Raw genomic sequence first — 21,848 nt, 5'->3', positions numbered from 1 at the left:
AACCGGGGCCTGTCAAACTAAAAACCTTATGGATTCAATTGTTGAGTTTTTCCGGTATCTTCTTAATTCTGAGGAACTGATCCGTACCGGAGGCCTGCTGGTAATCACCATTATCGTTTTCGCCGAAAACGGCCTGTTCTTTGCGTTTTTCCTTCCCGGAGACTATCTCGTTTTTCTTGCGGGTGTGTTCTGCGGCACGGGCATTCTCGATGTTCCGATTGGTATCCTGCTGGTTTGCATGTTTACAGCCGCTGTTCTGGGATCTCTGCTCGGGTACGTTTTCGGAAAGTATTTTGGTAACACTTTTGAAAACCGGCGCGACTCTTTCTTCTTTAAAAAGAAACACATTGACACTACCCGCAGCTATTTTGAGAAATATGGCAGCAGGACACTGATCATCAGCCGGTTTCTGCCCATCGTCCGTACTTTCGCGCCCATACTGGCCGGTTTGGTCCGGATGCCTTTTGCTTCATTTTTAATTAATAATGTGATTGGAGGAGCCATCTGGATCGGCGCACTGACTGGCGGCGGCTTCCTTTTCGGTGAGCGCTTTCCCTGGATCGTCGATTACGTACAGTATGTGATCCTTTTCTTCCTCGCAATCACCACTTTCACTGTTATCAAGGGTTACCTCAATGCCCGGAAGGAAATGGTAGAGTAAACTTTTCAAAGCACCAGTGATGCCTTTTTGACCCCGGATGGATTACGCCCGGGCAATGCATCTTTCCCGTGAATGAGTACGAGCATAACCACTGTAATATCCAGGTCTAGTCGCGCCGACATGTTGTAAATAATCTGAATATCCAGTCTGCGCTTGTTATTTTCTATTCTGTTGATCACCGATGCGGATACGGAAAGAATGTTTGCCAATGTTTCCTGAGAAAGTCCGGTCCATTCCCTCAGCTTCCTGAAGTTACTTCCAAAATCGATCATAGTGTGTCTGATAGTAAGTGGATTTGGCAAATTTAAACGCTTTTTGAAATCTGCAAACCGAACCTGCATTTGCGCACGAATTATGTGCGGAAACTGCAGGTTTTCATGCTAAAACCGCACAAGAGCCTGAGAAGTATTTGCCGTACCTTTGTAAGGTTGGTTCCCGGTGAGCGAAGCAACTTTTCTTATTACTTAAATGCTGATCGGTAGCCATGAAAAACCCGGATCGTAATCTATTTTGGTTCTTGCATGGGCTGTGCCTGAGGAATTTGACAAATGTATGAAAGGCAAATATGTTTGTCTGGTCGCATGTATTTGAGTGTATTAGCAGTCAACATGCGAATGCCGGCTTGCATTTACATGAGTAACAAAAGCTGCGCGTGGATGTTTACCTGGTTGCTATTTCTGGCACTAACCCCAGAAATCACCGCCCAGAAGAAAAAGCCATTCTTCGAAATAAGGTCCGTAGATACCTGGGAAGTTACAAAGGTTAAACGCGGAGACTTTCTGCATTGTATTTACAAAGATCCTCTTGGGCAGGAGCTATTTGCTTTTGGCGCAGTGGCTACTATCCGTCAGGATGGGGTCGTGCTCAGGAAGAATCGCTTTATGAAAGGAAGGGGCGAATTCATTTATTTTTCTGACATCACCAATATTGAAAAAGTACGGCTTGTGAAGCGATCCATTCCATTGTTATGTATGGCTGGTTTTATTTTGGGCGAAATGATGATTATCGACGGAATTCCGGATGCGGTCATTCATCCACTTACAGGCATTGCTGCCGTGGTAGTCCTTACTCACGTCATGAAGCACAAGCGCAAATCACTTTACCGCAACCGCATTCCTGATGCAGTTATTGTGGTTCCTCCGGCTTCCGGTAATCAGGAAGTTCATGGTACAGAGCCCTCTTCTTCCCTGAACCAGCCTGAATAAGTAATGTAATTATCTGCCGTTCTCCGGATCATCGCGTCATGTTCCGGCGATACATCTTTCAGGTACCTGGCCGGATTTCCCGCGTAAATAGTTCCGGGAGGGATTTTTTGGCCCTGTGTCACAATGGCGCCAGCCGCAATAATGGAGCCTTTTCCCACGATCACACCATCCATTACAATTGCCCCCATTCCAATCAGCACATTATCTTCAATGGTACATCCATGAACAATCGCATTATGACCAATTGAAACATGGTCACCGATGGTCGTGGCAAACTTTTGGTAGGTACAGTGCACCACTACGCCATCCTGGATATTGGTATGATGCCCAATCCGGATGCTGTTTACATCACCCCTTACCACAGCGTTAAACCATACGGTGCAATGTGTACCCATTGTAACATCGCCCACAATTACAGCATTGTCTGCAAGCCATCCGCCTGCACCAATCTGAGGCGTAAAACCGCGAACTGACCTGATCATTGCCATTTTGAAAATATTTTTTGTTGTATGTGAATTACTTTTGTAAGCCGGTTCGTAAAGTAGTGAAAAGCTTTGTGGCAGCTGCTGCCTTGCTGCACGTTTGTTGTAGAAATTAGATATATTGTGTTTTTGAACTAGTCTTATCTTCCGGATAATGTCTTTTGCCATGAATGTTTCAAAAGGAAGCTTGTTGATTGCCAAACCTTTTCTGGGAGACCCGAATTTTGAGCGGGGAGTCATTATAATGTGTGAGCACAATGATCAGGGGAGTTTCGGGTTTGTCCTTAATCAGACTACCGATCTTTTTCTCGGAGATGTACTCGACGAAACCATTTACCAGGATATTACCCTGCATTTGGGCGGCCCAGTGGAAAAAAACACCCTGCATTTCATTCACCGCCGGCCTGATCTGATCACGGGCGGAAGTGAGATCATGCCCGATGTTTTCTGGGGCGGCGATTTTGACCAGGTAAAAACACTGTTGAACCTTAATACCCTGAAACCCGAAGATGTTCGCTTCTTCATCGGTTACTCAGGGTGGAGCGGCGGCCAGCTCGATGAGGAGCTTCGTCAGGATTCCTGGATTGTTTCCAATACGAACTCTAACTTCCTTTTCTCAACTCCTCCCGGGAATTTCTGGCGGGAAATACTTCGGAATATGGGTGGTGAATATCGCTCTATTGCTCATTATCCCATTGATCCCCGGCTCAACTAGGGGTTTCTAATTGGGTGTATTAAGGCCCTGTACCGATTCATAATCTGACCGGATGCGTCCTACTTCCCGCGTCAGGAACGTTTGAAGCTCTTCATTGAACACCTTTTTGTCATCTTCATTCAGTGAGGCGTAAAGGTCTTTCAGTTCCTGGTTAATGGCGGCGCGCTCTTCTGCATTCGATGCATTGATCGAGCGCAGGTGAAATCTTTTAAAATCGAATTGACTCATAAGCTTGTTATTTATAACCGGCAGTATCGCTGCCGCTGTAAAAATAATCGTTAATCCTCACGATTGTTCCGGTACTGTATATTTTGCCTCATCTCTTCGTCCACCCCGAACGAGAACCATAGCACACGTGTTAACAAGGCTATTACAGAACTTATTCAATGGGCAGAACTTACGTTTTTTTAATTCTTACCGTCATTCTGGTCGCTATCGACTGGTATGTCTGGCAGGGTTTGAGGGTGGCCATCCGTCACTTTTCACCTGTAACACAACGCTGGATTGGGGGAGGATACTGGATATTTACGGCCGCTACGCTGATTGCCTACCTTGTTATGCAGTTCCTGCCGCCTGATTATTTCAAGAGCTCTACAAGAACTTTCGTCATCGCATTTATTGCCGTTCCTTATTTATCCAAGCTCCTGGCAGTACTCATCCTGCTGGTAGACGAGGTACGCCGCTTGTTGCAATGGATGATGAGCTTTTTCTTTCCCTCTGCCGCCCCTGTTCCGCAGGATCCGGGAGAGCCGGCCATTCCGCGGTCAGAGTTTCTGGCCAAAACTGCGATGGTTGCAGGCGCGGGACTGATGGGCACATTCGCATATGGAATTATTTCCGGAGCACACGATTATCGCATCAGGAGGATCCGGGTGCCTCTGGCCAACCTGCCGCGTGCCTTTCACGGCATTCGCATTGCGCAGCTTTCCGATATTCATTCTGGTAGCTTTTTCAATAAAACGGCTGTGAAAGGGGGAGTAGAGATGTTGATGAAGGAAAAGCCGGACCTTGCATTTTTCACAGGCGACCTGGTCAACGACCGGTCTACGGAGGTACAGGATTACATTTCTATTTTCGACAAAGTAAAAGCGCCTCTTGGCGTGCATTCGGTTTTAGGAAACCATGATTACGGCGACTATGTACAGTGGGAAAGTCGTGATGCCAAAATACGTAACCTTCAAAACCTGCAGAAAGCCCATCAGCTCTTAGGCTGGAACCTTATGCTTGACGAAAGCAGGAGTATCCGGGTAGATGGTGAAGAAATTGGTCTGATCGGGATACAGAACTGGGGTGCGGGTAATTTTGCCAAATACGGGAACCTGGCCAAAGCACACCAGCGTACCGACCAGTACCCTGTAAAAATCCTGCTCTCGCATGATCCCAGTCACTGGGAAGCGCAGGTTTTGCCCGACTACAAAGACATTGACCTCGCACTGGCAGGGCATACCCATGGAATGCAGTTTGGTGTTGAAATCGGCAAGCTGAAATGGAGTCCGGTACAATACCGCTACAAGCAGTGGGCAGGGCTTTATGAAGAAAATAATCAGTATTTGTACGTCAACCGCGGTTTTGGGTACCTCGGATATCCTGGTCGGGTCGGCATCTTACCGGAAATAACCATTCTGGAATTGGTAAAAGCGTGATTTAGGGTGTAAATTGAACCTGGCTCCGGGCCAAAATGGCATAATGATTTGCAATGAATAGCGTTCCAATAAAGAACGTCTGCCACAGAAAATTGATCTTATGAAAAAAATAGCGGCACTTGTCCTGCTTTCGGGCTTTATACTCAGCATTTCCGGTCTTGAACAAGTAAGGGCTGAACCTGCAGGGACCAAAATGGAACTAATGGGTAAAAAGAAGAAATTCAAGGGCTACAAGAAGCCCAGATCTAAAAAAATCCTGGGTATTTTCAAGCGCAAGTCAGACTGCGGATGTCCTAATCACTGATCCTGAAAGGAACCTTATTTTGTACATAATCAAGAGTAAGCAAGCCCGTCAATCCCGAAAAGAATTGATCGGATTTGCTTACTTTTGTGTTTAAAGATTATACCTAACATTGGCATGGCCAATACACAAGCCGAATGAAAATCAATCTTCGAAATCAGGATAAATTTGAAAACCGCCACCATGGGAAGGATGCGGACGAGTTGCAGGAAATGCTCAAAACCATTGGAGCGGCTTCTCTCGATGAGCTGATAGACCAGACATTACCGGCTGCCATCCGGCTGTCGAAAAGTTTAAATTTACCAAGACCAAAAACGGAGCAGGAGTTTCTGCAGGGGATCAAAAAGCTGGCAGGTAAAAATGCCGTGCTGAAATCCTACATAGGTACTGGTTATTACGATACAATTACACCCAATGTAATTCTCCGGAACATTCTGGAAAATCCTGCATGGTATACGGCCTACACGCCTTACCAGGCCGAGATCGCTCAGGGACGACTTGAAATGCTGCTGAATTTTCAGACGGTTGTCTCGGATCTTACAGGCATGGAGATTGCCAATGCCTCGCTGCTGGATGAAGCTACCGCTGCTGCCGAAGCGATGACCATGCTGCACAGCCTGCGTCCTGCTCCCAGAAAGAAAGCAAATGCATTTTTTGTTTCAGAGCTCTGCCATCCGCAGACCATTGACCTCATCAAGACCCGTGCAAAGCCTATCGGGATTGAGGTAGTAGTGGGAAATCACGAGACGGTTGATCTGACGGATGAGAGCCTGTATGGTTTGCTGGTGCAGTATCCTGCTACCGACGGGGATGTTATTGATTATACCAATTTGATTGCCAGTGCGCATGAGCTGAACCTGACGGTGGCCGTAGCTGCCGATCTGCTCGCTCTTGCATTGCTGAAATCACCCGGTGAAATGGGTGCAGATGTGGTGGTAGGTTCATCTCAGCGGTTTGGTGTGCCTATGGGCTACGGCGGACCACATGCTGCTTACTTTGCTACAAAAGATACCTTCAAACGCCACATTCCAGGCCGTATTATCGGAGTGTCCGTGGATCAGGAAGGTAATCGTGCATTACGCATGGCACTTCAGACCCGCGAGCAGCATATTCGCCGGGAAAAAGCGACGAGTAACATTTGTACGGCACAGGTACTGCTTGCAGTGATTGCCGGTGCCTACTCGGTGTACCACGGTCCGGAAGGTATTCGCAGCATTGCAGCCCGCGTTCACGGCCTTACAACCTTATTTGTTGAAACATTGAGGACTTTCAACTATGCGGTTCTTACGGATACATTTTTTGATACAGTTACCATACAAACCCCGCTGGCGCCCAAGCTGAGAGAGAATGCGCTGAAATGGGGGATGAATCTTAGGTACAACAATGACACCAGCGTATCGGTATCCATTGATGAAGCCAAGACCTTTGACGACGTGATTGCGTTGCTGAATGTATTTGCGGAGGTTTCTGGATTTCAGGGGGAGATGATTATTGACGACGAGCTTGAAATATCCATTCCTGAAAATCTGGCAAGAACAACGCCTTACCTGACGCATCCTGTTTTCAATACACATCATACCGAGCACGAAATGCTCCGGTACCTGAAATCACTTGAGAACAAGGACCTCTCGCTGGTACATTCCATGATTTCACTTGGAAGCTGTACGATGAAGCTGAATGCAACTGCGGAAATGATTCCGCTCACCTGGCCTGAGTTCGGTGCTATTCACCCGTTTGCGCCTACCAATCAGGTAGGTGGTTATGCACAGCTTGTGAGTGAACTTAATACCTGGCTTTGCGAAATTACGGGGTTTGCGGCTATGTCTTTCCAGCCCAACTCCGGTGCTCAGGGCGAATATGCCGGATTGATGGCGATCCGGGCTTATCATGAAAGTCGCGGCGATTTCCAGAGAACTGTTGCATTGATACCTTCCTCTGCTCATGGTACCAATCCTGCTTCTGCTGTGATGGCAGGAATGAAAGTGGTGGTGACCCGCTGTGACGAGCGTGGTAATATAGATGTGGCTGACCTCCGTGCCAAGGCTGAGCAGTATGCCAATGAGCTTGCCTGCCTGATGGTGACTTACCCGTCAACCCACGGTGTTTATGAGGAAAGTATTATTGAAATCTGCGAAATGATCCATTCATTTGGCGGACAGGTGTATATGGATGGTGCCAATATGAATGCCCAGGTTGGATTGACAAGTCCGGCTTCCATTGGGGCAGATGTCTGCCATTTGAATTTGCATAAAACATTTTGTATACCTCATGGCGGCGGCGGCCCCGGTGTGGGTCCGATTGGCGTTGCAGAACACCTGATGCCTTTTCTGCCGGGCCATGTTAAATTCAGCACACAGCCGTCGTATTTGCCGGAAGGTGAAGCGGGTGCGGTATCTGCAGCACCTTACGGAAGTGCGAGCATTCTCACGATTTCTTACGCTTATATTGCGATGATGGGCGGAGAAGGGCTGACCAATGCTACCCGGTATGCAATCCTGAATGCAAACTATGTGAAAGAAAGATTGAGCGGCCACTTCGAAGTGCTATATACAGGAACAAATGGTCATTGTGCGCACGAAATGATTCTGGATTGTCGCGGCTTCAAGGCAGCAGGAGTAGAGGCGGAAGATCTTGCCAAGCGTTTAATGGACTATGGATTTCATTCGCCTACGCTGTCCTTCCCGGTCGCAGGCACACTGATGATTGAGCCAACCGAATCGGAATCAAAAGCTGAACTGGACCGTTTTTGTGATGCAATGATTGCGATTCGTAATGAGATCAGGGAGATTGAGGAAGGTACAGCAGATCGTACGGACAACGTTTTGAAAAATGCACCGCATACTTCAAGAGTTTTGCTGAGCGAAAACTGGAACCGTTCTTATACCCGTGAAAAAGCTGCATTCCCACTTCAGTATCTGCGCTTCAATAAATTTTGGCCAAGTGTAAGCCGGGTGGATAGTGCCTACGGTGACCGGAACCTGATTTGCTCGTGTATACCGGTAGAAGCTTACTCGGAAGCAGAAGTAGAGTAAATTTCAGGACAAGATATATGCATTAAAAAAGGGCTTTCGTACGAAAGCCCTTTTTTATGTCTGAATAGATAAATTTAGAAATGCCTTTCTCCAATTTCTCTTTTACCAAGCATTACCGCCCCGACCATAGCAACCAGCAAGAGAATCGATGCCAGCTCAAACGGAAGCAAATAATCCCTGAAAAGCAGGCTTCCCAGGTTTTCAATCATGCCCACCTGCGAGTCAAAAGTTTGCGGATCGTAAGTAGGGATAACCGTTTTGCGGTAGGCTCCGAATAAAATCACGAATATGGTACCTCCTACAATGGTGGCAGCTACTTTCGCCAGGTTTGTCTTAGAGTCTTCCTGATCCTGTTTCATGTTGAGGAACATGATAACAAACAGGAAGAGTACCATAATAGCCCCGGCGTACACGATGATGTTTACCGCTGCCAGAAACTGTGCATTCAGCAGAATGTAATGTCCTGACAAGGTAAAGAAGGTCAGGATGAGGTATAGCACACTGTGGATCGGGTTGCGGGATACAACAACCATCACTGCACTAAGCACTGTGAGAAAAGACAAAAAATAGAAAAAAGATACGGACGAATTCATAATAAGTGATCGGCTGAGAGTCTGTGCAATTTGTCAGGGAATGGCGCGGGGAACAACATTGGTCGCCTCACCATGCGCCCTTTTAGCATCGAGCACGTGTGCTTCTTCCTTGGTCCAGGCTTCGCGGGTATAACGGTTATTCATGTCTTCAACCAGCAGGTCTTTTCCCCAGATCACCTGATCACGTTCAGCAAAAACAGGTACAAATTCGTCATGACGAAGATAGACTGCCTGTTTGGGACATGCCTCTTCGCAAAGTCCGCAAAAGATGCAGCGCAGCATATTAACCTCGTATACGGCTGCATATTTTTCTTCGCGGTACAGCGATTCTTCACCTTTCTGACGCTCTGCCGCTACCATTTGTATGGCCTCAGCAGGGCAGGCTACGGCACAAAGCCCGCAGGCAGTACAACGTTCGCGGCCATCGGCATCTCTTTTGAGGATGTGCCGGCCACGGAAAACAGGTCCGAGGTATCTTTTAACCTCAGGATATTGGATAGTCACTTTTTTTGCAAAAAAGTGCTTGATGGTAATCGCAAGCCCAGTCGCAATCGCAGGCAGGTAGGCGCGTTCCATCAGCGTCATTTCTTTATTGCTTACTTGCTTGGAGCGGTTCGTCAGTTGCATGGCAATGCCGGATTTAGTTCAGCCAGGATGTAATGACCGGTTTAAGGAACAATACTGCGGCCCCGGTGATGATGATATTGAAAATAGCCAGTGGAATCAGTTTCTTCCAGCCCAGATTCATAAGCTGGTCGTAGCGGAAGCGCGGGATTGTCCAGCGTACCCACATATAGAAAAATACAAAGAATAAAGCTTTACCAAAAAATACTGCCGTGCCGATCAATGTGGCGACATTGTGGCCTGTTTGGCTGCCCAACGCTGCGGTAAGCTGTTCGTACACCCAGTCCATACCAGGATAATTGTATCCGCCAAAGTAAAGCACGGAAATAATCGATGACGAGACGAACATGTTGATGTACTCTGCAAAAAGATAAAATCCAAGCTTCATACTTCCATATTCGGTATGGTAGCCACCTACCAGCTCCGTCTCGCACTCAGGAAGGTCAAACGGTACCCTGTTACATTCTGCGAAAGAGCAGGTGATAAAGATCAGGAACCCGAGCGGCTGATAAAATATGTTCCAGTTGGCACCATGCTGCTGTGCCACAATTTCACCCAGTGAAAGGGAGCTGCTCATCATCAGGATCGCAATTAGGGATAGTCCCATGGCTACCTCGTAGCTGATGTTCTGTGATGCTGCACGAATTGCGCCCAGCAGGGAAAATTTGTTATTGGAAGCCCAGCCGCCGACCATAATGCCGTATACACCCAGGGCTACAACACCAAAAACGTACAGAATACCAATGTTTGATTCTACACCCTGCAATGCTACTTCATGACCGTCAAAGCGGAAAGTACTGCCAAATGGAATTACTGCACTTGCAAGCAATGCCGTCAGCATCGCTAAACTTGGCCCGGCGATAAAGAGCCATTTATTTGCCAGAGCAGGAATAAAGTCTTCTTTAAAAAACATTTTTCCCGCATCGGCCAGGGGCTGTAACAGTCCGCCCGGCCCTGCGCGGTTAGGTCCCATCCGGTCCTGGATAAAACCCGCTACCTTGCGCTCAGCCCATGTGGAGTACATAGCAATTACCAGCGTAAGTACAAACACGGAAAAGATGGTCGCCGTCTTGATCAGAAATTCTACTAAATCCATTATATATCTTGTTAAATCAAGAATGATCAGTTGTTATTGGCCAGCAAAGAACGGTGATTTGCTTTATCGTTATTTTCCACGCTCTGGTGACGAATGGTTTCTTCGTCGGTCACGTACTCCCGTCCGTCATCAATTTTCTTGAATTGGGAGGCAGCCAGCTTCAATGCAAAATCAGGCTTTTTCACCAGATTGGATCCATATTTATTAGCCGAAATCACCGAGCTTCTCTTCACTTTTGATGGACCTTCAAGTACCCATTCGCTTGTTTTTTTTCTTTCAAAACGGCAGGTATTGCAGATGAATTCGTTGACTTCGCCCCAGGTGTTTTTCCGGGCTGTAACACGGATCACTTCATCACCCCGGTACCAGAGCGTCACTTTCCCACTGCATTTTTCACAGTTACAGTGCGCATCCTCAGGTTTGGTAAACCATACCCGGTTTTTGAAACGATAAGTCTTGTCGGTCAGAGCGCCTACGGGACACACATCGATGATATTTCCGGAAAAGTCATTATCGATTGATTTCTCAATATAAGTACTGATTTCCGAAGCATCGCCCCGGCCCATAACACCATGCTCACGCTTGTTGGTAACCTGATCAGCCGTGTACACGCAGCGATAGCAAAGGATGCATCGCGTCATATGCAGCTGTACGTAGGGGCCGATATCTATTTTGTCAAAAGTCCTGCGCTCTTCCTCGTACCGGGTTTTGGCTGAACCATGCTCAAATGCAAAATCCTGCAAATGACATTCCCCGGCCTGATCACAGATCGGGCAATCAAGCGGGTGGTTGATCAGCAAAAACTCAACAATTGCTTTGCGGGTATCCAGTACGCCAGGGTTCGTGGAATTTTCAACAACCATCCCATCCTGAACCTGCGTAATGCACGAAGGAACCAGCTTGGGCATAGGCCTCGGGTCTTTGGCAGAGCCTTGTGACACCTTCACCAGACAGGCCCGGCACTTACCGCCGGATGCCGGTAGAGGCTTGTAGTAACACATAGCCGGCGGAACAATATGAGCCTGCGCATCGTCTGCTTCCGCAATTTTGCGGGCAGCCTGCAGAATGGTCGTTCCGGGTTCAACCTCTACTTCAATTCCGTCGAATGTAATTTTCAGTAACTGCGGTTTTATTTCTTCCATGACGGTACATTATTCTTTGTAAATAACATCAGGCAACTGCGAGGTCGCCCATGTAAACTGCACCCGGACGGGATGCTTCCTGAGGGTTGGTGATGTGCCATACAAACTCATCCCGGAAATGTCGTATGGCGCTGGCAACAGGCCAGGCCGCAGCATCACCCAGCGGACAAATCGTATTCCCTTCAATCTTCTTCGAAATATCTACCAGCAGGTCGATATCGTGCATGCTTCCATGCCCATGCTCAATGCGGTGCAATACCTTTTCCATCCAGCCGGTTCCTTCTCGGCAGGGGCTGCATTGCCCGCAGGATTCGTGATGGTAAAAACGGGCAAAGTTCCAGGTGTTCCGGACAATGCAGGCTGTTTCATCAAACACGATAAAACCTCCTGATCCCAGCATGGTACCTGTGGCAAATCCACCGTCCGACAGCGACTCATAGCTCATCAGCCTGTCTTCGCCATTGGCAGTTTTGGTGATCAGATGAGCGGGCAGGATAGGGACAGAGGAGCCTCCTGCGACCAGCGCTTTCAGATAGTGGCCGTCGCGTACACCGCCGCAGTATTCGTCAGAGTTCAGAAACTCATCTACACTTACGCCCAGCTCAATTTCGTACACGCCCGGCTTGCGAATATGTCCCGATGCAGAGATCAGCTTGGTACCTGTACTCCGCCCGATACCAATCGCCGCATATGCATCACCTCCATTGTTGATGATCCATGGCATGTTGGCTATAGACTCTACGTTGTTAACCACCGTAGGACTTTGGTAAAGACCTTTTACAGCAGGAAATGGTGGCTTGTTACGCGGATTTCCCCGTTTTCCTTCCAGAGATTCCAGCAAGGCGGTTTCTTCGCCGCATATATAGGCACCTCCTCCCGGTTGCACTACCAGTTCCAGGTCATAGCCGGTACCTAATATATTTTTACCCAGAAACCCCTTTGCAGTTGCTTCGGCAATAGCCTGTTCCAGAATCCGAACTACATAGAGCAGCTCGCCCCGCACGTATATAAACGATTTATGGGCGCCCAGTGCAAAGCTGGAAACGATCATACCCTCGATCAGTAAGTGAGGGATTGAGCGCATCAGGTGGTGGTCTTTGAAAGTACCGGGTTCAGACTCGTCCGCATTGCAGACCAGGTAGCGGGGTATGCCCTCAGGCTTAGCCAGGAATCCCCATTTCATACCCATTGGAAAGCCCGCACCTCCACGTCCGCGTACTCCGGACTTTTTAGCCTCTTCCACCACTTCGTCGGGCGTCATGGTTTTCAATGCTTTCTCAACAGCAGCATAACCACCGTGCTGACGGTACACATCAAAGGTCTCGATACCCGGGACATTGATGTGCTCTGTTAAAATCTTTTTCGCCATTTAAGGATAGTATTTGTATGCTGCGACGCAATTATCTGCTCAGGTCAGCAATAATTTCGTCAACGCGCTCATTCGTCAGGTTCATATAATATTTTTCACGGATCTGAAAAACAGGTCCCCAGCCGCAGGCAGCAAGGCACTCCACTTCTTTCAGCGTAAAGTTGCCATCGGGCGTGGTTTCACCTGCGTCAATGCCTAGCTTCTGCTTCAGATATCCATATACGTCCTCACCACCCATCAGGCAGCATGGACCGGTACGGCAATATTCAATAACGTGTTTACCCACAGGATCCAGGTGGTACATGGTGTAAAAAGTTGCCACTTCGTACACTTCCACCGGTTTAATACTGAGGATGTCCGCCACATAGTCCATCACCTCATTGCTCAGCCATCCCCATTGTTCCTGGGCAATATGTAAAACAGGCAAAAGAGCCGATTTTTGCCGGCCCTCGGGATAACGTGCGATAACTTCTTTTACTTTTTCGAGCCGCTCCGGTGTGAATGCCACAACGTTGGACGTTTCGGTTATATCTGCCATAGGTCTTGAATGAACCTTTGAGGGTAAAAAATTCTGGGGTTAACTATGCGTCCAGCTCTCCGGCTATGACATTCAGGCTGCTCATTGTCAAAATAGCATCGGACAATGTACTGCCTTTGCACATTTCAGGATATGCCTGGTAATAAATAAAGCTTGGCCTGCGGAAGTGAAGCCTGTAAGGAGCACGTCCTCCATCACTGATCAGGTAAAAACCCAGTTCTCCGTTTCCACCTTCCACCGCGTGATATACCTCACCGATAGGAGCATCAATTTCTCCCATAACGATTTTAAAATGGTAAATCAGTGCCTCCATGTTCCTGTAAACCTCATTTTTCGGAGGCAGATAGTATTCCGGTGCGTCGGCATAATAAGGTCCCTCGGGCAGATTGTTAATAGCCTGCTCCACAATCTTCAGACTTTGCCACATTTCTTCATTCCGGACCATATAGCGATCGTAAGTGTCACCATTCTGGCCCACGGGAATAATGAAATCAAAGTCTTCATAGGAAGAGTAAGGATTCATTACCCGCACGTCATAATCCAGCCCAGCTGCACGCAGGTTTGGACCTGTAAAACCGTAAGAAAGTGCTCTTTCCAGGGAAATCGGTCCCACATTAATGGTACGATCCATGAAAATCCGGTTGCGGTTAAGCAGCTTTTCGAGCTCACGCAATACCGGTGGGAACGATTTGATAAACTCGTGAATCTTACGGATGGCAGTGCTCGAAAGGTCGCGCTCCATACCACCTACGCGGCCCATGTTGGTAGTCAGCCTGGCACCACATACTTCTTCATAAATTTCATATACTTCCTCCCGCTTTTGCATAACATACAAAAAACCGGTGAAAGCACCTGTATCAACACCCAGGATACTATTGCAGATAATATGATCCGTGATACGCGCCAGTTCCATCATAATCACGCGGATGTACTGCGCACGCTTCGGTACTTCCACACCCAGCAACTTCTCCACTGTCATGTGCCAGCCAAAGTTGTTGATTGGGGAAGAGCAATAGTTCATCCGGTCTGTCAAGGTCGTAATCTGATAAAACGGACGTCTTTCTGCAATTTTTTCAAATGCCCTGTGAATATACCCGATGGTCTGCTCGCCCGAAACGATTTTTTCACCATCCATTTTCAGGATGTTTTGGAAAATACCGTGGGTAGCAGGGTGGGTAGGTCCGAGATTGAGGGTGGTCAGATCTTCAACCAGCTCAGGTAGCTCGGTGTTGGTAGGCACGTTATGGGGTAATAGCTCAATATCTGCCATGTTCTCTCAAAGTAGGGTCATCGTCCAAAAAGAGCATCAGTCTTGTCGTTGCGCGTCGCATCTTCAAGCGCGTGCTCCTTTCTCATTGGAAAATAGTCCATTTCCTCAATGTTGAGGATACGGATAAGATTGGGGTGGCCGTCAAAAATAATCCCGAAAAAGTCGTAGGTCTCCCGCTCCATCCAGTTGGCTGCGGCAAACAGCGGCGTAAGCGTCGGAATGTGCAGGTCTGCTCCTGAAAGTGATACCTTGATACGGATCCTGAAATTATGTACCAGGCTGTGCAAGTGATACACGACCATGAATTCTTTTCCGGGCACGTCCGGATAATGTATTCCCGTAAGGTCGGTCAGGAAAATGACCTGGTAATGCTTATGCTCCTGCAAAAATGAAATAACCGGGATGATTTCTTCCCGGGTGGTAGATACCGTGAGTAAGCCATAAGGCTCTTCGAAATCAAAAACCTGATCTCCGAATTTACCCAAAAGTTCTTCAGCTACCTCCTGGTTGCTCAGCATACGTTTTACTGGATATTATATGATGCTAGTAATTCCTGATATTCGTCGGTATTCCGTCTGCGCAGCTTTTCATTCTGGGCAAGATGCTGAATGTGCATCAGGCCATCGATGATCTGCTCCGGCCTGGGCGGACAGCCTGGTACGTAAACATCTACCGGGATAATACGGTCAATGCCCTGGAGTACGCTGTATGTGTCAAATATTCCGCCGCTCGAAGCGCAGGCACCTACTGCCATAACCCACCGGGGCTCGGCCATCTGCAGGTAAACCTGTTTTACGACAGGAGCCATTTTTTTGGCGATCGTACCCATTACCATCAGCAGGTCAGCCTGGCGGGGTGAAAAGCTCGGGCGCTCAGACCCGAACCGGGAGATATCATAGTGGGCACCCATGGTCGCCATAAATTCGATCCCGCAGCATGAAGTTGCGAATGGCAGCGGCCAGAGTGAGTAGCTTCGGGCCAGCCCGATTGCTTCGTCAAATGATGTTGCAAAAAAACCAGAACCACTATGTCCTTGCGGAGCATCTACAATTGTTACCTCTTTCATGATTTTTCCGGATTAATGTTCAGCTTATTCCTCCCAGTTCAACACACCCTTGCGGATAACGTAGTAAAAGCCGGAAAGCAGCAATGCCATAAACAATAACATTTCAATAAACCCGAACATTCCCAAACCCTTGAAATTTACTGCCCAAGGGTACATGAAAATCACTTCAACATCAAAAAGAACAAAGAGAATAGCGACGAGAAAGTATTTTACAGAAATTGGTGTCCGGGCGTCACCAACGGACTCAATACCGCATTCAAAAGGATCGTCCTTTAGTTTGCTCTTTCTGCTGGGTCCGATAAGGTGTGTTACAATCATTGTACCACCAATAAAACCGGCTGCCAGGAAGAACTGGACCAAAATCGGCAAATAGTCGGAAGGAAGATATGTATTCTTCATTGATAAAGTTAATTCAGAGGCCAGTGAGGCGGAAAAACGATTAGGTAAAGAATGGTTACTTTTAACCGTATTCTCAAAATTAGCCTTTGCAAATTTATCAATCAAATACTTTTCTTGATCTTTAGTCTAATTAGTATCATACTAAATAAGCCCCGGAGTGCCGGGGCTTATTTAGTAAAAAAGAAAGATTTTCTATTTATCTGATAACAATCTGTTTTGTAAGGCTCTGCCCTTGTCCGGTAACACGGATGATGTATTTCCCGGTCGGAAGATTGCTTACATCAACCTCAAACCTGCTGTTAATAAGCCTCGAAGGAATGTATTTGATGACCCTTCCGAAAATGTCATAAAGCGTGATTGTCGCATCCCGGATGTTGTCGCGCGATTCAATATATACAAAGCTGCTCTGGCTTGGATTGGGGTAGATCACGACATCGTTTTCTTCATTGGTTTTGAATTCCCTCGACGCCGAATCAGAAAAGCAGTTGATTGATGTGTTATTGTTTAAAGTGTAGGTAACCCGCGCTCTTACCGAGTAGGTACCGGATTTCAGGATTTTTACCAGATCGGCAAGCGTGTCTGATTCCGTGCCCGGCCTGCGCCACAGGAAGGCAGTATTCAGCCCTGTTTCACTGATGCTTGCTGTAACACTGAATGGACCCGATGGTTCAATAACCGGCTGCGGCACTTTCTCGCGGATCAACAGCGAGGAAGGATTGGATAAATCGGATATGCACCCGAAAATATTGGTGCCCTGTACCACATAGTTGCCGGCTTCACTGATGCGTGCCGCGGCGCCTGTTGCAAGCGCTGTGTTGGAGCCTTGTTTGTACCATGTATAAATGTCGCTGCCTTCCGATACTGAGAACTGAAAGGAGGAATCAGCACAAGCCTGCTGTTGTCCGCTTTGAAGAATGACCGGCTTTACAGGTTTCGCATCATTATTGAGCACCACAACCGAAGTAAGTATCGAATTTCCGAAACTATCTCTTACAGTAGCGCGATAGGTTCCGGCTTTGGTAACTACAATGGAACTGCTCTTTTCACCCGTACTCCATTCGTAAGAGGCAAAATTGGATGGTAATGTAATCGTCACGCCATTATTGGTAGTCGTACAGGCCGCCGTAATTTTTGGAATGCCGGATGGCGCCACAGGAAGTACAGTCGAAAAAAAGTTGGCATTCAGGCTCTGGTTCCATGCATTGGCAAGGATCGTGAGTGCTTCGGTACCGATGAAGTGGATTCCGTCGGGACGGTTAGGTACCAGCGGGTCAGTTTCAGGGCCTGGGTAAGTAGGGTTGAACTTCGTATCCAACACCGCATTTTGGGCAGCTATAATCTGCGGATAAACTTTGGAAGGAACATTAGGGTCCAGTGAAGCCCGGCTTGTTCTGGCGATCACCCAGGTAATTCTTTTATTCGTATCCGAATTCAGTTTGTTGATCACCTCCTGCAATCTCTCCCTGTACAATGCAGCAGGTGTACCAAATGCTCCGTCAGTCTCTCCCTGCATCCATAACACCGAGCGTACCCCATATTGGTTGATGTAGTTTTTGGCAGCAATCCTGAGGTTGGCATAAGGCATCTGAGGAGCATATTGGTAGCCATAATAGCTTTTGGTAGGCCTGCCCTGCGAACTTTCCGACCAGTTTTCAACCGCCGTACCTTCCCAGGCTGTGTTGATAAACATAACCGGCAAATTGAGCCTTGATACAAGCAAGTCGCCCAGGATACCCCAGCACCAGGCAGATTGCCCACGCGGTGACATGGTTTTTACATTCGTTATTTTGGAAAAAACAGGAGGAGTTGGGTCCGTCAGCAGGTCGTGGTACTGGCCAAGCTCATCATTTTCGTAATTGGAAATATAGATAACCCTGTCATCAACTGCGGACGGGCCAGGGTAAGCTTTGAGCCCCTGTGCATTGGACTGGCCGGCAATCACGAAAACTTCGCCCACGCCTACACGCGCCAGCACGTCACGGCCTACTACCTTACCGTCAGCTATCGCGCGGACTTCCAGCGCATACCAGCCACCGTAAAGTGTAATGTTTCCATTGAAAACACCGCCAGCAGGCGCTACCTGTAAATCCTGCCACGGAGTTTCAACACCCTGACCTTCCACAACGGGAACTGCCCGGACCTCTACCTTGTCCATGGGTATCGTAAATGTGCCGGTAACCGGAATAGTCCTCTGGCCTGTGATGTCACGCTGATAAACGGCCTGATACGAAGGGGTTGTAATCTTTATCTGAGAAAATACTGCTGATGAGGTAAATAAAATCAACAGTAATGCCTTTGCCACTACCCGGAAAGAAATTCTGAAATGCATTGTAAAGCTGATACAGGGTAAAATTTCTATATGCTCTTTTGGAGTTAAACTTTTATTTGTCAGGGAAATTTGATGACGCAAAATGGTCACAAAGGTAAATGATATTTTCTCTAAAATAGCATTATTCCCCTTTTTTGCGCTGATGAAATAAGGCTGTGAGCTAGCGCGCAATCACCAATTTCTGAGATGCAGTCAGTGCAGTGGATCTGAGCTGGATTACATAAAGCCCGCTTGAAATTCCGCTCAGATCAAACGTGTATGCCTTATCAAACTTTTTGATCTTGAAAGTTTTACGGATAACACCATGACTGTCTATGATCAAAATCTCAGCATTTGGAATGTCCTGAACAGTCTCAATGGTAATATCTCCGCTAATTACCGGGTTAGGATGTGTCACAAATCCGGGATTATGCGAGTCCGCATTAAAGTAGTACGGCTTGGAAAATTCAGACAGGCAGGTGAGCGTCGGGCTGTAAACAATGGTATTGCTTACACTGTATGCACCGGAACGTATTGCCTTAATGGTAGCCGAAGTCTCTGTCAATGCAGCGCCATTGTATTTCCAGGTGTAAGTGCCCGCTTCCAGGTTGTTTTCTGAGACCAGCGTATAAGCCCCTGTCTGCCGCACGACCGGCACGGTGGGAGCCGGTTTTACATCCACAGCAATCGTTTTTGAATAAGGCGAGAAACAGCCTTTATCATCCTGAACTTTGGCAGCGTACGCTCCTGATTGGGCAACGTGAATGGTGTCGCCCTCAGCCCCGTTATTCCAGTAAAAATAGCTGCCCTTGTCCGCTTTCAGGATCACAAGGTCACCGTCGCAAAAAGTAGTTACACCCAATGCCTGCACAGTAGGCGAAGGCGGCAAAGGGAGTGTCTGCGTCGTAATTTTATTGCTGGGATCGGAAAAGCACTGGAACTCATTGATGGTTTGAACAGAGAAAGTACCTGCATTTGTAACTTTCAACGTCTGGGTAGCAGCGCCATTGCTCCATAAAAAGCCGGCAGCAGGGCTGGCATTCAGGTTTACACTCAGGTCTGCACAAAAAACCAGCGGTCCTTCCGCACTGATCGTGGGAGTAGGAGGGAGCGGATTAGCAACCACTTTTACCGTAGGGGAAGCCGGCGACACACAGCCGTTCTGATCTCTTACAGACAATGTATAGTCGCCCGTTTGCCTGATTTCCATCTCCCGTCCGTTATATCCGTTACTCCATAGGTAAACGTAAGCTTCGCTGCTGCGCAGGGTGGTATAGTCCCGCTCACAGAACGTAGTTGGCCGCAATGCACTAATTGTTGGCATGGCCGGCAATGGATTTACCTGAATGCTCACAGGATCTGAGGTCGACTCACATCCGTTGATATCGCGCTGCCGGAGTGAGAAACTGCCGCTTTGCGTAACAGCAATCGAAGCAGACGTGGCTTCCGTACTCCATATATTTCCGCTTTGGTAATTCGAGGTAAGTGTAACGATACCGCCTGCACAAAAAATAGCAGGGCCGTTGAGGGATACAACCGGCTTGGCAGGCAATGGATTTACTTTTACCGTAATGGGATCAGACTCGGGTGAAAAGCATCCCAGGTTATCTTTGGCCCTCACCCGGTAATCGCCCGAGTTACGGACAATAATAGATGCGTTGTTTTCGCCGTTAGACCAGATACTGGTTACCTGGGCATTGGACTGGAGACTTACCTGGCCGCCTTCACAAAATGTAACTGCGCCCGAAGCCACAATAGTTGGTTTTTCAGGAAGGGGAGAGGTAAGTACTTGTATGGACATCTTTGCCGAGGTTGCCTGGCATCCGTAAGCATTTCTGGTCGTCACGAAATAGTCACCCCCGGAGGTTACCTGCAGATCCGTGTTTGTAGAGCCGGTATTCCATGTTACGTTTTCGGATGTACTGGCTATCAGCGTGGCCGTATTGCCAAGACAAACAGGATTGCTGCCTTGCAGGGAAATCGTCGGCTGGTCCGGAAGGATACGGTCGTTGATCCGGATTTCGGGAGAAAAAATATAATTACCCCGCCCATCCCGCGCTGAAACGCGGTACGTTCCATTGGATACTTCTATGTTGCTGGAAGTTTGGCCGTTTGTCCATTGGTACGAACCCAGCCCACCTGACCCAGCATTCAAAGCAATGTTTCCGTTACCTATACAAACAGAAGTTACCCTGAGCGGGCTCATTCCTTTATAAGGCTCCGAATTATTGAAAAACTGGTCGTTCAGCTTGGCATTCCAGGCTTCTCCAAGTTGTGTGAGTCCATAGTCACGAAAGTGAACTCCCTCGTCACCGTCTACCCTTGGAATCTGAATCTGATCTGTATTGGGGCCTTCAAATACTGCTGGAACATTCCTGATCACCTTGCGCTGGCCGTCGAGTACACCTGCATCAGAACCATGAAGGTTATCATAGGAAGTCAGTGACACCATCCAGGCAATCTGCTTGCCCGATTCATTCCGGCCGGCTTCAATTACCGCCTGTAAGTCAGCAGCGTAGCTGTCCGGACTTGTATTGGTAAAATTATCAGCTTCACCCTGAAGCCAGAGTATGCCCCTCAGACCGGTAATAGGCGTATATCGCTGCAATACCATCCTGAGATTATTGTAAGGCATGCCAAAAGGTTCAATGGGTACACCCGAATACACGGAGTAGCCAATGCCATTGATACTTTCCCGCCAGGCGCGTACAGCCGTACCATACCACGCAACATTGTAAAAAAGAATAGGAACTTTGAGGCGGCTCGCCAGCAGGTCACCCAGCTTACCCCAGCACCAGGCCGATTTTCCGCGCGGACTGATCTTGGAATCTGCATTAACATGTATAAACTGGGGATAGGGAAGCTCGTCATTCTGGTAAGGCGGATCAACGTTGTTGTAGTCAATCGTATTCACCCGGTCATCCTGGGCACCGGGTCCTCCGTAGCCGTAGTAACCCTGCCCGTTGGACTGGCCTGCAATCATAAAAACTTCCCCGATTCCTACATGACCCACCTGCCCGGAAGCCACTACCTGGCCACCTTTCATGCCCCTTACTTCGAGGCTGTACCAGCCCCCGGCTGCATCAATGCTGCCCGAGTAAAGTCCGCCGGAAGGATTATCGGAAATGGTAATCCAGCCAGTGCTGTTACCTTCATTGAGCGCATTGAGTTTTGCCTCAATCTTATCAACTACTTTGGTGTAGCTGCCTGCGATGTAAATAGTAGCCGAGTTGTTTTTATCTCTTTGGAATACGGCACGATCGGAAGGATAATCTACGCTGATCTGTCCAAATAGTTCTAACGAAGTCAAGCTGAGTACTACCCAAAAACAATACGGTAGATAGTGTTTCATAGTGATAGAGTATGCTTACAAATAACTTTCAGGATACACAAGATGCATGAAA

At 47.9% G+C, this 21,848-nt stretch carries 21 protein-coding genes; 6 read left to right on the top strand and 15 right to left on the bottom strand.

The genetic code is table 11. The features are described from left to right. Nucleotides 1-28: 28 nt before the first annotated feature. Complete coding sequence (locus tag HWI92_RS17580; RefSeq protein ID WP_204657686.1) at nucleotides 29-661, top strand: DedA family protein; 633 nt, start codon at nucleotides 29-31, stop codon at nucleotides 659-661. Nucleotides 662-666: 5 nt separating this feature from the next. Here HWI92_RS17580 and HWI92_RS17575 read toward each other — a convergent pair whose 3' ends face one another. Next, nucleotides 667-933 carry a helix-turn-helix domain-containing protein gene (locus HWI92_RS17575; RefSeq protein WP_229248220.1) on the bottom strand — a complete coding sequence of 89 codons (267 nt, stop codon included), beginning with the start codon at nucleotides 931-933 and terminating at the stop codon, nucleotides 667-669. Between the two features lie 360 nt (nucleotides 934-1,293). Between HWI92_RS17575 and HWI92_RS17570 the strand changes: the two genes are divergently transcribed. Beyond that, nucleotides 1,294-1,866, top strand: coding sequence for a hypothetical protein (locus HWI92_RS17570; protein ID WP_204657682.1), 573 nt, complete (start codon nucleotides 1,294-1,296; stop codon nucleotides 1,864-1,866). Here HWI92_RS17570 and HWI92_RS17565 read toward each other — a convergent pair. Next, entirely contained in the window at nucleotides 1,824-2,354 is a 531-nt protein-coding gene (locus tag HWI92_RS17565) for a gamma carbonic anhydrase family protein (RefSeq protein ID WP_204657680.1), read from the bottom strand. The genes HWI92_RS17570 and HWI92_RS17565 overlap by 43 nt on opposite strands. 148 nt (nucleotides 2,355-2,502) lie before the next feature. Here HWI92_RS17565 and HWI92_RS17560 point away from each other — a divergent pair, with 148 nt between their 5' ends. Next, a complete protein-coding gene (locus HWI92_RS17560) occupies nucleotides 2,503-3,063 on the top strand; it encodes a YqgE/AlgH family protein (protein ID WP_204657678.1) in 561 nt (186 codons plus the stop codon). Nucleotides 3,064-3,069: 6 nt separating this feature from the next. Here the strand turns inward: HWI92_RS17560 and HWI92_RS17555 are convergent, their stop codons facing one another. Then, entirely contained in the window at nucleotides 3,070-3,291 is a 222-nt protein-coding gene (locus tag HWI92_RS17555) for a hypothetical protein (RefSeq protein WP_204657676.1), read from the bottom strand. A 158-nt stretch (nucleotides 3,292-3,449) separates the two neighbouring features. Here HWI92_RS17555 and HWI92_RS17550 point away from each other — a divergent pair, with 158 nt between their 5' ends. From HWI92_RS17550 to gcvP, 3 genes are all read left to right on the top strand, one after another. Beyond that, entirely contained in the window at nucleotides 3,450-4,706 is a 1,257-nt protein-coding gene (locus HWI92_RS17550; protein WP_204657674.1) for a metallophosphoesterase, read from the top strand. Nucleotides 4,707-4,806: 100 nt separating this feature from the next. Next, the gene (locus HWI92_RS17545) at nucleotides 4,807-5,010 is read left to right on the top strand and encodes a hypothetical protein (protein ID WP_204657673.1); all 204 of its coding nucleotides are present in this window, start codon (nucleotides 4,807-4,809) and stop codon (nucleotides 5,008-5,010) included. 134 nt (nucleotides 5,011-5,144) lie between these two features. After that, the gene (gene gcvP / locus HWI92_RS17540; protein ID WP_204657671.1) at nucleotides 5,145-8,039 is read left to right on the top strand and encodes an aminomethyl-transferring glycine dehydrogenase; all 2,895 of its coding nucleotides are present in this window, start codon (nucleotides 5,145-5,147) and stop codon (nucleotides 8,037-8,039) included. 74 nt (nucleotides 8,040-8,113) lie between these two features. On the opposite strand, the gene HWI92_RS17535 is transcribed toward gcvP, so the two are convergent. From HWI92_RS17535 to HWI92_RS17480, 12 genes are all read right to left on the bottom strand, one after another. Beyond that, a complete protein-coding gene (locus tag HWI92_RS17535) occupies nucleotides 8,114-8,632 on the bottom strand; it encodes an NADH-quinone oxidoreductase subunit J family protein (RefSeq protein WP_204657669.1) in 519 nt (172 codons plus the stop codon). 33 nt (nucleotides 8,633-8,665) lie between these two features. Then, entirely contained in the window at nucleotides 8,666-9,259 is a 594-nt protein-coding gene (locus tag HWI92_RS17530; RefSeq protein WP_204657667.1) for a NuoI/complex I 23 kDa subunit family protein, read from the bottom strand. Nucleotides 9,260-9,272: 13 nt separating this feature from the next. After that, on the bottom strand, nucleotides 9,273-10,352 hold the full coding sequence (nuoH, locus tag HWI92_RS17525; RefSeq protein ID WP_204657665.1) for an NADH-quinone oxidoreductase subunit NuoH: 1,080 nt from the start codon (nucleotides 10,350-10,352) through the stop codon (nucleotides 9,273-9,275). A 26-nt stretch (nucleotides 10,353-10,378) separates the two neighbouring features. Next, nucleotides 10,379-11,494 carry an NADH-quinone oxidoreductase subunit G gene (locus HWI92_RS17520; RefSeq protein WP_204657663.1) on the bottom strand — a complete coding sequence of 372 codons (1,116 nt, stop codon included), beginning with the start codon at nucleotides 11,492-11,494 and terminating at the stop codon, nucleotides 10,379-10,381. Nucleotides 11,495-11,522: 28 nt separating this feature from the next. Next, nucleotides 11,523-12,863 carry an NADH-quinone oxidoreductase subunit NuoF gene (nuoF, locus tag HWI92_RS17515; protein WP_204657661.1) on the bottom strand — a complete coding sequence of 447 codons (1,341 nt, stop codon included), beginning with the start codon at nucleotides 12,861-12,863 and terminating at the stop codon, nucleotides 11,523-11,525. A gap of 31 nt (nucleotides 12,864-12,894) precedes the next feature. Beyond that, complete coding sequence (gene nuoE / locus HWI92_RS17510; RefSeq protein WP_204657659.1) at nucleotides 12,895-13,401, bottom strand: NADH-quinone oxidoreductase subunit NuoE; 507 nt, start codon at nucleotides 13,399-13,401, stop codon at nucleotides 12,895-12,897. Nucleotides 13,402-13,444: 43 nt separating this feature from the next. Then, the gene (gene nuoD, locus HWI92_RS17505) at nucleotides 13,445-14,671 is read right to left on the bottom strand and encodes an NADH dehydrogenase (quinone) subunit D (protein ID WP_204657657.1); all 1,227 of its coding nucleotides are present in this window, start codon (nucleotides 14,669-14,671) and stop codon (nucleotides 13,445-13,447) included. A 17-nt stretch (nucleotides 14,672-14,688) separates the two neighbouring features. Further along, nucleotides 14,689-15,189 (bottom strand): NADH-quinone oxidoreductase subunit C, encoded by a 501-nt coding sequence (locus HWI92_RS17500; RefSeq protein WP_204657655.1) that lies wholly within the window; start codon nucleotides 15,187-15,189, stop codon nucleotides 14,689-14,691. Between the two features lie 5 nt (nucleotides 15,190-15,194). Beyond that, nucleotides 15,195-15,737: an NADH-quinone oxidoreductase subunit B gene (locus HWI92_RS17495; protein ID WP_204657653.1), complete on the bottom strand. Its 543-nt coding sequence runs from the start codon at nucleotides 15,735-15,737 to the stop codon at nucleotides 15,195-15,197. Between the two features lie 24 nt (nucleotides 15,738-15,761). Further along, nucleotides 15,762-16,136: an NADH-quinone oxidoreductase subunit A gene (locus HWI92_RS17490; protein ID WP_204664659.1), complete on the bottom strand. Its 375-nt coding sequence runs from the start codon at nucleotides 16,134-16,136 to the stop codon at nucleotides 15,762-15,764. A gap of 196 nt (nucleotides 16,137-16,332) precedes the next feature. After that, nucleotides 16,333-18,465, bottom strand: coding sequence for a T9SS type A sorting domain-containing protein (locus HWI92_RS17485; RefSeq protein WP_204657651.1), 2,133 nt, complete (start codon nucleotides 18,463-18,465; stop codon nucleotides 16,333-16,335). Between the two features lie 160 nt (nucleotides 18,466-18,625). After that, nucleotides 18,626-21,796 (bottom strand): sialate O-acetylesterase, encoded by a 3,171-nt coding sequence (locus tag HWI92_RS17480; RefSeq protein ID WP_204657649.1) that lies wholly within the window; start codon nucleotides 21,794-21,796, stop codon nucleotides 18,626-18,628. Between the last annotated feature and the right edge of the window lie 52 nt (nucleotides 21,797-21,848).

The sequence above is a fragment of the Dyadobacter sandarakinus genome, assembly GCF_016894445.1.
Classification (GTDB): domain Bacteria; phylum Bacteroidota; class Bacteroidia; order Cytophagales; family Spirosomataceae; genus Dyadobacter; species Dyadobacter sandarakinus.
Note: the sequence above shows the minus strand (reverse complement) of the source record. Positions and strands in the feature narration are given on the sequence as shown.